Here is a 13,063-nt window from a genome sequence, read left to right as displayed (position 1 = left end):
GGAACCTCGCACGGGGGTGGCTCGGGATGGTCCGGTCGGACGGCTCCGGCGTGGCCGGCTGGCGCGCCGGAGCCGCCCGGGCTCAGATCAGCCAGCTCCTCCCCCAGAAACCGGACGCGCCGACCTCGGTGTTGCCGAGGCCACCGATGCTCACCGCGGCGAGCTCCTCGTCGATCGGCAGATCGAGGTCGACGATGTCGAGATCGGCGAACTCCGTCGCCTCCACGGCCATGTCCTCCATGACGCGCTCCCTCCGCAGCCCACCCACCGTGGGTGAATCTGCAATGGCTCAGCGTAGTGCACGGATGACGGGCATCGATGTCCTGCGGGTTACGGATCCGGCCGTTCCGCTCTGCCGGAAACCGACAGCGACGACCCCCGGCCGGGGGCACCGCGGGCTGGCGCGGTCGTCGTAGCATCGACTGGGAACGTTATTCATCCCGGCAGGTGGAGGTGCAGGATGAAGTTCGACATGGGGGCGCAGACACTCGGCAGCCTCACCAAGCAGACCCAGGGTTCCTCCGACGAGCTCGGCACCCTCATCAGGCAGCTGGTCGCCGCTGCCGAGCCGCTGCAGGGAAACTTCAACGGTGCCGGGCGGGCCGCGTTCGACTCGTTCAAGGCCAACGCCGACTCGATCACGGCCGCGCTCAACTCCGCGCTCGGCGCGATCCTGGGCGGCCAGGGCGGCATGGACTCGGCGTTCGGCCAGGGTGACACCGAGATGGCCGACAACGCCTCCAGGGCGGCGGGCACCGCCAACTTCGACGCGGCCAGGTTCTCCGGCAGCCGCTGATCCGAGGGGAGCGACAGTCATGGGCACCGACCGACGCAGTTTCGACACGGGCACCTCGCAGCAGGTCCAGGGTGATCTCGCCGGCATCGTCGCGCGGCTGGAGGCGGTGATCTCGCAGCGCAGCGCCGATGTCGCGGCCGCCATGGCCGACTTCCAGGCCGACGGCGTGTCGGACGAGTACCGCACCGTCGAGGACCGGTGGAACCGGGCCGCCGGTGAGGTCCGCACGATCATCGACCTGGTCAAGACCACGATGGCGAAGAACGACGACACGGCGACCAGCACCCTCACCCGGGCCCGCTCGGCGGTGCAGTCCATCGGGTGACCCGGCTTTCCGATCAAGTGTCGACGAGGGAGCACGAGCGTGAGCGCCTGGGACATCTCCCCCGAGGGAGTACGTGGGGTCCTGAATCGCACCCATGCCGCGGCCGCCCCGTTCGAGGGGCAGATGAAGAGCCTGAACTCGGCGTTGGAGGGATCCGCCGTCCAGTCGAGTTCGGAGATCGTGGGTAAGGCGCTGCAGGGCTTCGTGGCGTCCATCCGAACGGATCTGGAGTTCGTCTTCACCCGCACCGGGGCGTGCACGAACGCGGCGGCGCAGGCGACGAACGCCTACGTCCAGGGCGACCTGGAGATGGCCGCCAACGCGCAACGCAACGCCACCGCCGCACCGGACCCCTCGGCGGTGATGCCGGGGCCGGGCCGTAGGGCGGTGCCGGAATGATCAATCCTGCGGAGATTCCACAGATCCCCGGTGACCTGGACGTGCTGGCCACGCACGCCCAGACGATCCGGACCACGGGTGGGGACTTCGCCAGCACCGGCCAGGCGGTCGACAGCACCTGGCAGGGGTTGGCCGCGGTGTACGAGGCACCGGAGGCGGCCCAGCTGTTCGCCGCCACCGGCCCCGTACGCACGGTGTCGGCGTCGGTCGGTGAGGACATCCAGGCCGTCGGGACCGCGCTGAGCACGTACGCCACCGAGGTCAAACAGATCAAGGCCCAGCTCGCGGCGCTGAAACTCCAGGCCGAGCAGTTCGTCGCCTCGACCAATGAGGACGACGACTGGCGCGAGGACGAGAGCAAGGTCGACCGGCACAACGGCCTGATCTCCGCGGTCAACACACAGGTCGCCGCCTTCTTCGAGGCCCAGCGCACCTGCGCCAACACGATCAACGCACTGTACGGCGGCCGGCAGTACCGGGCCGACAACGCCGACGGCCGGGCCGACGACGGCGAGTACGGCTTCACCGCCGACACCCTCGACGCGGCGGCCGGTGAGGACGGCGCCCTGCCCTGGGGCAGCAACGAGGAGCACGACCGGGGCTTCTGGGGCGACGTCGGCGCGTACTTCGGCGGCATCGGCGAGAGCTTCGTGACCATGCTCGAAGACCTCGGCGGGCTGATCGGCCGGGACCCGGTCACCGGCGAGTGGAGCTGGGGCACCGCCGGCCAGTCCTGGCTGGGGCTGGGCAAGTTCGTCTGGGCGGTCGCCGTCTACACCAACCCGGTGACCGCGGTGATCGACCAGACCACCGGCATGCCCTTCATGGGGCGCCGTGAGGCGGGCAATCTCCTGCTCAACGCCGGCAAGAGCATCATCGCCTACGACACCTGGGGCGAGGACAAGTCCAAGGCCGCCGGCATGACTACCTTCAACATCGTCTCCGCGGTCGTCGGCACCAAGGGCGCCGGCTCCGGCCTGCGCGGGGCGGGCGCCGCCGTCAACGGCATCCGCGGCAGCGCCACCGCCGCCCGCATCGGCGCCGCGCTGGTCCGTACCGGCAACTGGCTCGACAACCTTCCCACCGTCGGCGACGTCGCCCTCAACGTCGCCGGGAAGTTCGACATCAAGATCCCGAATCTCGGGCTGGTCCCCGCCATCGCCGGCGACGTGCCGATCGGCCGGGGCTTCGAGGTCGAGATGCCCAACGGCCGACCCGGCCACCAGATGAACATGGACTCCGGCGACGGGAACGGCCCGCAGCTGCCACGTGACGACCCGCCCGTGAGCCGCCCGCCGACGCACACCGGCGTCGGTGACGGCCCCGTGGGCGACCGCACCCCGGTCGACAGCGACCCGGTCGACAGCGACCCGCGCGACGACAATCCGGGTGACCCGCCGGAAGACGACAACCCGGGTGACCGGCCGGGCGACGACAACCCGAGCTACCGCGACCCGGACAGCACGCCGGGCGACGACACACCCGAGGCCTCGGCGCCCGGCGACGAGGCAGCCGACGGATCCGATGCGAACACCGCGGACACCGACTCGTCCGGGCCCCCGGAGTGGCTCCAGAACGTGCGGGAGGGCAACGAGTTCAACCACCGCCGGGAGCCCTTCTACACGGAACAGGGCGGCGCGAACGAGGTCCACGTCGAGCCCAAGAGCGACAAGGGCCAGTATCCGCGGGTCGACTCGTACGTGCCGGGCAGGGAGATCGTCTCGCGCAAGTTCACCCAGCTGGCCGAGATCAAGCCCGAGACGGCGATCGAGTACCTCCGCGAGTTCGACCGGAAGTACAAGGAAGGCACGATCATCGCCGATACGCCGACCAACCGCCGTGACCTCGGTGACGACCTGGTCGGCAAGGAGCTGGAAGGCGAGATGATCCTTGAGGTGCCGGTGCAGGACGCCGACATTCCCCCCGAGGTCCTCAAGGAGGCCGAGAATCTGGGCATCACCATCCGTGACGAGGAGGGTAACGTTTACGAGCTTCCGGACGATGAATACCGTGAGGGCGGCGACGACGTCCCGGGCGATCACGATGGTGAGTGAGCAGCGCCCGAGCAGCGCAACGGAAAGGAGTCGCCGATGAGCGAGCCCGGCGAGATCGAGTACTGCCACTCGTGGAACGTGCGCCGCAACCGGGTCGGGGTCGCTCTGAGCGAGGACGAGGCCCGTGGCCGCGATGCCGCGGGTGAGCAGTTCATCGCCGCCCTTCGCCCCCGGGGGAGCCGCCAGCCGGTGCTGGTGACCGTCTCCGGGCAGACCGACACCATCTCGGTGACGTTCCGGGACCAGCACGGCCGCCAGAACCTGAAGTACTGGTTCGTCAAGGCCGACGACGAGCGCCTGTTCCTGCGTACGGTCATGTTGTGGGAATATCCCAACGACGACCCCAAGCTCCGCCAGAGCGAGGCGACGAAGGTCGAGGAGCTGTCGTTCCGCCCCGACGGGTACGTCCAGCGGATCGTCATGGACCACGTCGAACGGATGAAGGACACCTACGAGTACGACGACGTGCCCGTCGCGGACAACTGGGAACCCGTCCCGGAGTTCGGCGACTACTGGTCGATCGCCCGCCGCGAGCGGGGCGCCCGCCCGGTGAGCGAGCCGGCGGCCCAGCCCACCCGGTAGCCACCGGCGGTCCGTCGCCGGCGGGCTGACGCGCCGGACGGCGGCCGGATCACCGAGGTTCGTCCAGGCCGTAGCCGCGCAGGACCGCGGTGAGGGTCTCGTACGGCGCACCCGGGCCGCGGTCCAGTCGGTACCACCACGCACGACGGGCACCCCGGCCCATGGCCCGGCCCGGGACAACCTCGGGTACGGAGTGCGGAGCGTTCCCCCGCTGGCCGACGAGAATGCCCCAGGGCAGCGCCGGCAGGCTGGGCCGGCTCGATCGGAGTCCGTTCGTCCGCCCCGGGTGCACGGCCACGATGACGCTGCGGGCGGTACCCGCCAGCGTCCCGGCGAGCGCCTCCACCGCCGCCTCACCTACCGCCGGCAGCGGGGGGCCGGCCAGCCGGAGCTGTTCCCGGACCCCGGTGTCGACCCGTTCGATCGTCAGCACCCCGAGCACCGCCGAGCCCCGCTCCCCGCCGACGATCGTCAGGCTGGTGGGCGCGGGTGCGCGCGTACGGCAGAACGAGGTGAGGTCGCGACGCGACCACCCTTCGCTGACCGGCTCGGCCACGCCCCACCCGGCCGGGGCGTCGCCGGTGAGGGCACGCACGGCGACCTCGGTGCTGGCGCCGAGTTCCAGTGCCTCGGTGGCCGGGTGCAGGGTGACGATCTGGATCTCCAGGCCGCCGGTCCACGGGTCGGCGGCCGGCGGCGGGCCGGTGGGCCGGGAGCCGTCGGCGGGCGAGAATCGGCGGCCGTCCCACCGCAGCGGCAGGCCGGTGAGCCCGTCGCGGTAGTGGTCACCGCCGCGTACCACCCACTGCCCCCGGGCCTGCGTCAGCATCATCTCGAGCGGATACGTGACGAAGCCGTCCGCCGGCGTGACGACCTGGAGCAACAGCCCGTCCCGGACCGCGTCGACCGCGGCTTCCGCGAGCCAGGGGGCGAGGCCGACCACCGGACGGTCCTGGTGCAGCACCACCGCCCGGTCGGTGATCGTGTCGGTCGGGCCGGTCAACGGCTCGCCCATGTCAGCCCTCCCGTGATCGCCACCAGCTCCGCGGTGAACCGGCGTCCCGTCTCGGCGGCCCGTGGGTCGCCGTCCGGGGCCCGGCACTCCACCCACCAGACCCGGCCGTCGAAGGAGTCGTCGAGGGCGACACCGAGCAGCCGCTCGGTCTCGCCCGGTACCCGTACCAGGCGGGTGGTCTCCACGGTCAGCAGCAGCCGCCCGTCGCCGGGGTCGAAGAGCTGCACCAGCCCGGCCGCCTCGACCGCGGCCAGCTTCAGGTCGGGCCCGGCGGCGAGCAGCGCGCCCAGCAGCGCGGCCGCGTCGGGCTCGGCCCGGCAGAGGGCGACCATGTCGTACGTCATCACTGCTGCCCGGTGTGGGCGGTCTGCACCATGCGCGGGGCTTCGCCGGGGCGGATGAGCTGCGCGCGGCCCACCGGCAGGACCGTCGGCCGTACCCCGGCGAACAGCTGCCCCTCGGTGCGGTCACCGGACATGAGCAGGCTCAGGCAGCCGGCCTCGCGGACACTGAGCGGGAAGGGTTCGAACAGGCCGCGCGAGGCGCCGGCCACCCGTCGGGCCACTACCACGTGCAGGCCGGTGTCCCGGCCGGCCGCCACGTACGGCACGAACGCGCCGAGGGGCTGGGTGGCGGAGGCGGCGAGGATGTCGTAGTCGTCGACGAGCAGCACGATGCGGGGGCGCGCCGGCTCGGACGGCTCCCGTTTGGCGAGCTCCTGACAGACCGCGGCGGACAACCGCTGGGCGAGCGTCGGGTTCGGGGCATATCCCCCACGGTAGGACTCCGGCACCACGTCGGCGAGGCCGCGGCGCGGATCGAAGACCGCGAACACCAGCTCGTCTTCGGTGTACTGCGCCATCAGCTCCTCGGCCACCAACCGCAGCAGGTTCGTCTTGCCGGTCCGGGGATCGCCGAGGACGAGCAGGTGCTGGTCGCGACCGAAGAGGTCGAGTACGGCGGGCGTGAAGTCGCTCTCGAACCGGCCGAACGGCACCACCCCGTGACCGGCCGGGATGTCGGCGAGATCGGCCACGGGCAGCACCGCGGGAAGCACCCGTACCGGTGGCGGCAGCGCGCCCGTCCACGACGCCCGGACCAGCTCGGCTGCCGCGACCAGGCCGGCGTTGCCGGGGTCCGGCAGCCCGTCGAGGCGCGGGAGGGCGACCTGCGCGTACAACTTGTCGCTGGTCAGGGCCCGGCCGGGTGGCTCGGGCGGAATCGCCCGGGCCAGCTTGCCGTCGATGCTCGACTCGGCCGGCTCGGTGAGCCGCAGCTCGACCCGGTTGGCGAAGGCGACCTGCTGGGCGGCGCGCACCTCGTTCCACCGTCGGGCGGTGGCGACCACGTGGACGCCGTAGCGGGAACCCCGGGCGAGCAGGTCGTGCACCGCGGGTTCGAGGCTCTCGAACTCGGCGTTGAGCTGGCCGTACCCGTCGATCAGCAGCACCACGTCGACGCCGCCGACCTCGGCCCGCACCCGGTCGTCGGCGGCCCGCAGGTCGTCGACCGTGTCGAACTGGTGCTGCCGGAAGACGCGCTGGCGCCGGACGAACATCGCGTGCACCTCGTCGACGGTGCGGCGGACCCGTTCCCGGTCGTCCCGGCTGGCGACGCCGCCGACGTGCGGCAGCCCGGCCAGGCCCGACAGCCCGTTGCCCAGCAGGTCGATGCCGTAGACGCCGACCTCCGTCGGGCGGTGGCTGGTGGCCAGACCGAGGGCGAGCGTGCGCAGCGTCGTCGTCTTGCCGGTGCCGGGCCCGCCGAGGACGAGCAGGTTGCCGCCCCGGCCGGCCAGGTCGACCAGCCAGGGCCCCTGGGCCTGGCGGGCCGGGTCGTCCTGCCGGCCCAGTGGTACGGGCAGCCCGGGACCGGCCGGGCGGGCGGCCCCCAGGCGGAGCCCCTGCGGGCTGTCGGAGATCCCACCGGCGGCCTGGTCGAGGGTGAGCGCGGGGGGCAGCGGCGGCAGCCAGATCGCCGGGACCCGTCGACCGCCCGCCGCCAGCTGATCGACCACTGTGGAGAGCAGGGTCGGGCCGGTGGTGCGCCTGGTCGGTTTCGGCACCTCGGAGGTGTCGGCGTCGGCGGGTACGGTGCCGGTCAGCGGCATCGGCTTGACCAGCGGACCGACGATCGGGGCGAGTTCGGCCTCGGTGCCCTCGCGCAGCGGGCCGGACACGTAGGCGGCCTTGAAGCGCTGGTAGATCGACGTGTCGACCTTCAGGTAGCCGTTACCGGGCAACGGCGGGAGGTGGAACGCGTCGGGCGTGTCGAGGACGGTGCGTGACTCCATCTCGCTCAACGTGCGCAGGCCGAGACGGTAGGCCAGGTAGTTCTCCAGCCCGCGCATCTTGCCCTGCTCGATCCGCTGGCTCGACAGCAGCAGGTGCACCCCGATCGACCGGCCGATCCGGCCGATCCGCAGGAACAGGTCGATGAAGTCCGACCTGGCCGCCAGCAACTCGCCGAACTCGTCGATGAGCACCAGCAGGTGCGGTAGCGCAGGCAGGGTGGTCTGCTCGCCCTGCGCCGTGCGGCGCAGGTGGTACTCGGTGATGTCGGTGACCCGGCCGGCGTCGGCGAGCAGCTGCTGGCGACGCTGCACCTCGCCGTCCAGGCTGGTGTACATCCGGTCCACCAGCGCCGCGTCGGCGACCAGGTTGGTGATCAGCCCGCAGATGTGCGGCAGCTCGGTGAAGGGGGCGAAGGTCGCCCCGCCCTTGTAGTCGACGAGCACCATCGCCAACTGCTCCGGCGGGTGGCTCGCGGCCAGCGCCAGCACGAGCGTCCGCAGCAACTCGCTCTTGCCGGAGCCGGTCGCGCCGACGCACAGCCCGTGCGGGCCCATGCCGAGCTGGGCGGCCTCCTTGAGGTCGAGCAGCACCGGGCGGCCCGCGGTGTCGACCCCGATCGGGACCCGCAGGAAGTCGCGCTCGCTGCGCGGCCGCCACAGCGTGGCCAGGTCCAGGTGCGCGGGGTCGGTCAGGCCGAGCAGGTCCGGGAAGTCCGCCGGCGGGGTGCCGGTGCCGTCGTCGTAGGAGTCGGCGGAGAGCCGCAGCGGTGCGATCGCCCGGGCCAGCCCCTCGACCAGCGGCATCGGCACCTCGTCCACCGTGCCGTGCACGGTCACCGGCGGCGAGGCGGTGCGCTCCTCCAGGGTGAGCCGGCCGCCGTCGACGGTGATCCGTCGGGTGACCTCACCGGGTTCGTGCAGCCGGTCGGCGAGCAGGTGCACCACGGTGACGCCGAGGTGGCCCAGGTCGACGAGCGGATCGGGGCTCGGCAGGACCCCGGCGACCTCGCCGTACGCGTCGTCGACGACCAGCAGCCGGGGGCGCGTCCGCGCCCCGGTGCGCCCCGCGGAGTGGCGCAGCGCCTTGAGCGCGGCGTCGGCTCGTACCTCCAGCTCCGCGCCGAGCAGCTCGGCGAGCGTCTGCACGCTGGTGACCAGCAGCGGGGTCGGGCCGGACGGGCCGATCGAGGCGCGGTCGAGCAGGTGCGGCAGCCAGCGCGCCCAGCGCCAGGTCGGGGCCCGCTGCGCCGTGGTGACGATCGCGATCGTCACGTCGTCGGGGGCGTGGAACGCGGCGACCTGCACGAGGATCGCGCCGGCGAGGGCGACCGCCTCGTCGTGGTCGCGCGCGATCACGCTGACGTCGCCGGCACAGTCCAGGTCCACCCGCAACGGCAGGCCCGGGGTCCGCTCGAAACGGCGGATCAGCGACTGTGCCTCCTGCCGCATAAAGGGATCGGGCGGCTCGGTGGAGCTGCTCTCCTCACGCAACCGGACCGGTCGGACGGGCAGGGCACCCGAGCCCACCCGGACCCGGAGGAAGTCGACGTCGGTACGGCGGCGCTCCCACAACCGGGCCGGGCTGCGGATCACGTCGAGCAGCCGGATGACCGGGGGGTCGAGCAGGTTTCCCTGCTCCTGCAGCCGCTGCTCGTCGGCCCGCAGCCGCTCGCGCAGCTCCTCCAGCCGGTCCTGGTACCGCTCGCGTCTGCCCCGGCGCTGGCGACCGGCCCGGCCGAGCTGGGTGAGGTACATGGCCGCGGCGGCGGCCAGCGCGACGACCATCACGACCGCGCCCAGGGCGGCGAAGCCGGAGCCGCGCAGGAACATCATCATGCTCATCGCCACCCCCGCGCCGGCCATCGGCAGCAGCGATTGCAGGCCCGAGGTGGACCTGCCGTCGGGCAGTTGCGGTGGCGGTTCCAGCAGGACCGGCTCCAGGGTGGACACCGGGCGCACCACCCGGGCCGGGCGGTGCACGATGCGCGTCGTCATCCCACCGCTCTCCCGTCACATCCGCTTGGCACAGGCCAGGGCCAGCCCGGCGGCGCGGGTCGCCTCGACGAGCGTGCGTTCTGCGATCCGCGACGGGGTGATGAGCGCCCCACCGGCCAGGTGCCGGTCGTACGGCAGCGTCACCACGGGCACGCCGGTCTGCTCGATCAGCTCCCGGGCGGCACCGGCGCGCAGCGCGGCGCGGCCGTCGCGGCTGCCGGCGCTCAGCACGACCACCACCCGCGACAGCCACGAGGCGTACCCGGTGTCGACGATCCGACGCAGCGTGCGGTAGGTGGCGCGGACCCCGTCCGGGGTCGCCGCGGCACAGAGCACCACCGCGTGCGCGTCGGCGGCGGCCGGCGCCGTACCGGGGGACTCCAGCGTCGACCGGCAGTCGGTGACCGCGATGGCGAAGAGCCGGGACAGCGCCCGCGTCACCTCGGTGCACAGGTTCGCGTCGGCGGCACCACCGGGCAACAACCACAACCCCGTTCCGGTACGCGGCAGGAGCGACCCGAACGTCCGCAGGTCACCGCCACGGGCCGCGAGCAGCTCCGGTGCCAGCCGGTCCAGCGTCGGTCGGCTCGGCGCACCCAGCCGCCAGGTGAGCGAGCCCTCGTACGGGTCGGCGTCGACGGCGAGCACGGCGTCGGCCCGGCGCACCGCGAACACCGACGCGAGCAACGCGGCCACTGTCGACTTGCCCGCCCCGCCGTGCACCGAGGCCACCGCGATCCGCCGGCCGGTGTGCACCGGCGCCTGCACGGTGGTGGCCAGCTCGGCCAGCTCCCGGGTGGCCCGCGTGCCGGCGAACATCCGGCTGACGGTGTGCCACGCCCGCAGCAACGACGGGTCGCCGGCGGCGACCGTCCGCGCGATCGGCACGTCGTCCGGCCCGGCCGCGACCGACGTGGTGCTCATCCCACCGCCTCCGTCAGAACGATTCGAGAAGTCGCGAGTAGAGCCCGAACACCCCTACCGCGACGGGCACCAACGCCAGCACGGTCAGCGCCTCGACGCGGTCGGCGTACTGCCGGGCCCGGGCCCGCACGTGCGGCGCCGGCCGGTGGGCCAGGATCACCAGGGCCACCGCGCAGACGACCAGCGCACCGACCGCGGCGCCCCACCACGTGCCGGGCGAGGCCTGCACCCAGCGGGCCAGCAGGCCACCCAGGACCGCCAACGCACCGGCCACCAACGCCACCACCTCGACGGTCAGCGGGAACGCCCGCATCCGCAGCAGCAGCGCGGCAGCCACCAGAACCGCGAGCACCCACGTCCACCGGCCCGCGGCCGCCGCCAGGACGAGCCCGCCGAGCGTCGCCGACGCCGCCGTCGCCAGGGCCGCGACGGCCAGCCCCCGGTGCGCCGAGTCGACCGCGGCCCGCACCGCGACGCGACTCACCGGCTCGTCGTTGCTGCGCTGGTCGTCGAGGCGGGTGAGCCCCGACGTGATCATCGCGGCCCGTGGCAGCAACCCCAGCAGTCCCACGGACCCGACCGCCAGTACGGCGGCGACCCGTTCGGCGGGCACGCCGAGCAGCAGCGGCACGCTCCAGCCCGTGACCAGCACCAGCACGGTCCCGCCACCGAGAACCCCGGCCCGCCGGTTGCCCGTCACGGCACCCAGGGCGAGCACGGTACAGCCGAGGCCGGCCACCCAGGACGCCCACCGGACCGTGTGGTCGTCGGCCCAGCCCGGCACCGTGCTCAACACCATGGCGGCTCCGCTGACCAGCACCGCCACCGCGACGGACCGTCGGCCCCGCAGCCCGAGCAGGAGGCCGACCAGCGCGACCGCGCCGCCGGCCAGGCCGGTCACCGGTGTCCCGAGTCGCGGCGCCACGAGCACCGCCGCCACCGTGGCGGCGACCAGGCAGGTGAGGGTGGCGGTCCACGCCCGGGCGGTGTCGTCCCACGTGCCGCCCCGGCGGGCGAGGTCGTCGCCGACCTCGTCGGAGACGTCGTACACGGTCGCCGCCGGCGGCGCCGCGGCGATCGGGTCGACCCGGAGCAGCGCGCCGTCGAGCACGTCGGCCGCCCGCAGACTGCCGGCCGGATCGAGCACCCGGCCGTCGAGGGTGCTGATCTGGTAGCCCCGCGAGTCGTCCGCCGCCGGGTGCCCCACCATCGGCACGATCTCCGGCAGCAACAGCCCGACCGGCTCGTCCGCGGGCAGGACCAGGTCGACCCCCCGGCGCGGCCCGACCAGGGTCACCCGGCTGAGCTGCCCGGCCGCCGTCGGTGCCGGCTGCCGGGTCATCGTGGCCCCGCCGGCTGGACCGGCACCACGGCACCCGCCGGCTTAGCCGGCACCACGGCACTCGCCGGCTGGACCGGCACCGCGGCACGCGCCCGCTGCTGGTCGGCGACGACCCCGCGGAGGAAGGACCAGCCCACACAACCGGCGCAGGCGACCGCCGCCAACACGAGCCCGATCCGTAGCCACCTGAGCCCGTCGCCGGTGGCGCGAATCCGCCGTTGCCCGCCCCAGAGCAGCAGCTCCCGCATCCGCGCACGACGAACCGCGACCGACTCGACGAGCTGCGTGTCGTACTCACGGACCACGATCGGATTCTACCTACGACGGTCACTGCCGGCGGCCCGCCGGACGCCGGCGACGGCCGTCGTCGGCACCCCCGCCGGTCGCCCTGGCCAGCCGCGGTCCGCCGACGGCCGCGCCGGCCGTCGGCGGTCAGTCGGTGGCCAGCACCTCGCGCAGCCTCGCGGCGAACTCCTCGGGCTTGCCCGCGTAACCGAACCGGCCGTCGAGGAAGCCGCCATGGTGGCTCGGGAACACCGTGGCCCGCTGGCCGAGTAGGTCCGCGAGGCCGGCGGCCGTCCGCGCGGTGTACGTCCCGGCCGACTCCTCGCCGACGGCAACCACGATCCGGGTCGGTGCCGCGGTCAGTCGGCCCGTATCCGGGTGGTAGTCGGTGATCGCCTGCGAGCTCTTCGACAGCAGCGGGTCGTCGCGGGTGCCGTCGTCCTCGGCCGACATCCCGAACATCGCCGGGTCGGGCGTGGGTTGGGCGAAGTAGTCCTCGGTGAACTCGCCCTGCCAGGATGTCATCGCGACGAACGCGGCCATCCCCGCGCCGGTGCCGTTCGCCTGGTACGCGTCGAAGCAAGCGGCCTGGGCGCGTTCGGCGCCGGCGGCATCGGGGAGGACGGCGTTGATCGGCGGCTCGTGCGCGACCAGCGTGCCGACGTCACCGGGGTAGGCCGCGACCAGTTCGAGCCCGGTCACCGCGCCGCCGCTGCTGGCGAAGACGTCGACCGGACCGGCGTCGAGCGCCCCGATCAACAGGTGGAGATCGGCCGCCTGCTGCTGTGGGGTGTGGTCGGACCGGCCGTCCGTGCGGATGCTGCGGCCCAGGCCGCGCGGGTCGTAGGTGACCACCGTGCGGTCGGTGAAGTGGGCCGCGAGCGCCTCGAAGCCCTCCGCCGTCATCGGCTGGCCGATCATCAGCAGGACGGGCCGGCCATCCGCCGGCGGCAGCGGCCCGCGCACGTCATAGACCAGGTCGACGCCGGGAACGGCCAGCGTACGGGTCTGCGTCGTCGTCATGGTGGTGAGACTAGGAGCAGGCTGTGACAT

At 73.3% G+C, this 13,063-nt stretch carries 13 protein-coding genes; 5 read left to right on the top strand and 8 right to left on the bottom strand.

All coding sequences use genetic code 11. From position 1 onward, the window contains the following. Positions 1-82: 82 nt before the first annotated feature. Positions 83-241: a hypothetical protein gene (locus GA0070617_RS30350; RefSeq protein WP_175440426.1), complete on the bottom strand. Its 159-nt coding sequence runs from the start codon at positions 239-241 to the stop codon at positions 83-85. Between the two features lie 219 nt (positions 242-460). Between GA0070617_RS30350 and GA0070617_RS03870 the strand changes: the two genes are divergently transcribed. Genes GA0070617_RS03870 through GA0070617_RS03850 form a run of 5 tightly spaced genes read left to right on the top strand, consistent with a single transcriptional unit; the run spans position 461 to position 4,156 of the window. Further along, entirely contained in the window at positions 461-796 is a 336-nt protein-coding gene (locus GA0070617_RS03870; RefSeq protein ID WP_091433986.1) for a hypothetical protein, read from the top strand. 19 nt (positions 797-815) lie between these two features. Further along, positions 816-1,121 carry a pore-forming ESAT-6 family protein gene (locus GA0070617_RS03865; RefSeq protein WP_091433984.1) on the top strand — a complete coding sequence of 102 codons (306 nt, stop codon included), beginning with the start codon at positions 816-818 and terminating at the stop codon, positions 1,119-1,121. A gap of 39 nt (positions 1,122-1,160) precedes the next feature. After that, entirely contained in the window at positions 1,161-1,520 is a 360-nt protein-coding gene (locus GA0070617_RS03860) for a DUF6507 family protein (protein ID WP_091433982.1), read from the top strand. Beyond that, the gene (locus tag GA0070617_RS03855; protein ID WP_091433980.1) at positions 1,517-3,574 is read left to right on the top strand and encodes a hypothetical protein; all 2,058 of its coding nucleotides are present in this window, start codon (positions 1,517-1,519) and stop codon (positions 3,572-3,574) included. Before GA0070617_RS03860 ends, GA0070617_RS03855 begins: the two co-directional genes overlap by 4 nt. 36 nt (positions 3,575-3,610) lie before the next feature. Continuing rightward, positions 3,611-4,156, top strand: coding sequence for a hypothetical protein (locus GA0070617_RS03850; protein ID WP_091433978.1), 546 nt, complete (start codon positions 3,611-3,613; stop codon positions 4,154-4,156). A gap of 49 nt (positions 4,157-4,205) precedes the next feature. On the opposite strand, the gene GA0070617_RS03845 is transcribed toward GA0070617_RS03850, so the two are convergent. From GA0070617_RS03845 to GA0070617_RS03815, 7 genes are all read right to left on the bottom strand, one after another. Further along, the gene (locus tag GA0070617_RS03845; protein WP_091433976.1) at positions 4,206-5,171 is read right to left on the bottom strand and encodes a DUF6177 family protein; all 966 of its coding nucleotides are present in this window, start codon (positions 5,169-5,171) and stop codon (positions 4,206-4,208) included. Continuing rightward, the gene (locus GA0070617_RS03840) at positions 5,156-5,515 is read right to left on the bottom strand and encodes a hypothetical protein (protein ID WP_091433973.1); all 360 of its coding nucleotides are present in this window, start codon (positions 5,513-5,515) and stop codon (positions 5,156-5,158) included. The genes GA0070617_RS03845 and GA0070617_RS03840 overlap by 16 nt, the downstream gene beginning before the upstream one ends. Beyond that, positions 5,515-9,459, bottom strand: coding sequence for a type VII secretion protein EccCa (eccCa, locus tag GA0070617_RS03835; RefSeq protein ID WP_091433972.1), 3,945 nt, complete (start codon positions 9,457-9,459; stop codon positions 5,515-5,517). The genes GA0070617_RS03840 and eccCa overlap by 1 nt, the downstream gene beginning before the upstream one ends. Positions 9,460-9,474: 15 nt before the next feature. Beyond that, positions 9,475-10,383 carry a nucleotide-binding protein gene (locus GA0070617_RS03830; protein ID WP_217628768.1) on the bottom strand — a complete coding sequence of 303 codons (909 nt, stop codon included), beginning with the start codon at positions 10,381-10,383 and terminating at the stop codon, positions 9,475-9,477. 13 nt (positions 10,384-10,396) lie between these two features. After that, complete coding sequence (gene eccD / locus GA0070617_RS03825) at positions 10,397-11,725, bottom strand: type VII secretion integral membrane protein EccD (protein ID WP_091433970.1); 1,329 nt, start codon at positions 11,723-11,725, stop codon at positions 10,397-10,399. Next, positions 11,722-12,030 carry a hypothetical protein gene (locus GA0070617_RS03820; RefSeq protein ID WP_217628767.1) on the bottom strand — a complete coding sequence of 103 codons (309 nt, stop codon included), beginning with the start codon at positions 12,028-12,030 and terminating at the stop codon, positions 11,722-11,724. Before GA0070617_RS03820 ends, eccD begins: the two co-directional genes overlap by 4 nt. A 127-nt stretch (positions 12,031-12,157) precedes the next feature. Further along, a complete protein-coding gene (locus GA0070617_RS03815; RefSeq protein ID WP_091433968.1) occupies positions 12,158-13,033 on the bottom strand; it encodes an alpha/beta fold hydrolase in 876 nt (291 codons plus the stop codon). Between the last annotated feature and the right edge of the window lie 30 nt (positions 13,034-13,063).

Source organism: Micromonospora yangpuensis, assembly GCF_900091615.1.
Taxonomy (GTDB): Bacteria; Actinomycetota; Actinomycetes; order Mycobacteriales; family Micromonosporaceae; genus Micromonospora; species Micromonospora yangpuensis.
This window is presented reverse-complemented; position numbering and strand designations above follow the sequence as displayed.

Coding starts and splice junctions, on each gene's coding strand:
- GA0070617_RS30350 (WP_175440426.1), bottom strand. CDS start 241: ATGGAGGACATGGCCGTGGAGGCGACGGAGTTCGCCGATCTCGACATC.
- GA0070617_RS03845 (WP_091433976.1), bottom strand. CDS start 5,171: ATGGGCGAGCCGTTGACCGGCCCGACCGACACGATCACCGACCGGGCG.
- eccD (WP_091433970.1), bottom strand. CDS start 11,725: ATGACCCGGCAGCCGGCACCGACGGCGGCCGGGCAGCTCAGCCGGGTG.
- GA0070617_RS03840 (WP_091433973.1), bottom strand. CDS start 5,515: ATGACGTACGACATGGTCGCCCTCTGCCGGGCCGAGCCCGACGCGGCC.
- GA0070617_RS03830 (WP_217628768.1), bottom strand. CDS start 10,383: ATGAGCACCACGTCGGTCGCGGCCGGGCCGGACGACGTGCCGATCGCG.
- GA0070617_RS03865 (WP_091433984.1), top strand. CDS start 816: ATGGGCACCGACCGACGCAGTTTCGACACGGGCACCTCGCAGCAGGTC.
- GA0070617_RS03850 (WP_091433978.1), top strand. CDS start 3,611: ATGAGCGAGCCCGGCGAGATCGAGTACTGCCACTCGTGGAACGTGCGC.
- GA0070617_RS03815 (WP_091433968.1), bottom strand. CDS start 13,033: ATGACGACGACGCAGACCCGTACGCTGGCCGTTCCCGGCGTCGACCTG.
- GA0070617_RS03855 (WP_091433980.1), top strand. CDS start 1,517: ATGATCAATCCTGCGGAGATTCCACAGATCCCCGGTGACCTGGACGTG.
- eccCa (WP_091433972.1), bottom strand. CDS start 9,459: ATGACGACGCGCATCGTGCACCGCCCGGCCCGGGTGGTGCGCCCGGTG.
- GA0070617_RS03870 (WP_091433986.1), top strand. CDS start 461: ATGAAGTTCGACATGGGGGCGCAGACACTCGGCAGCCTCACCAAGCAG.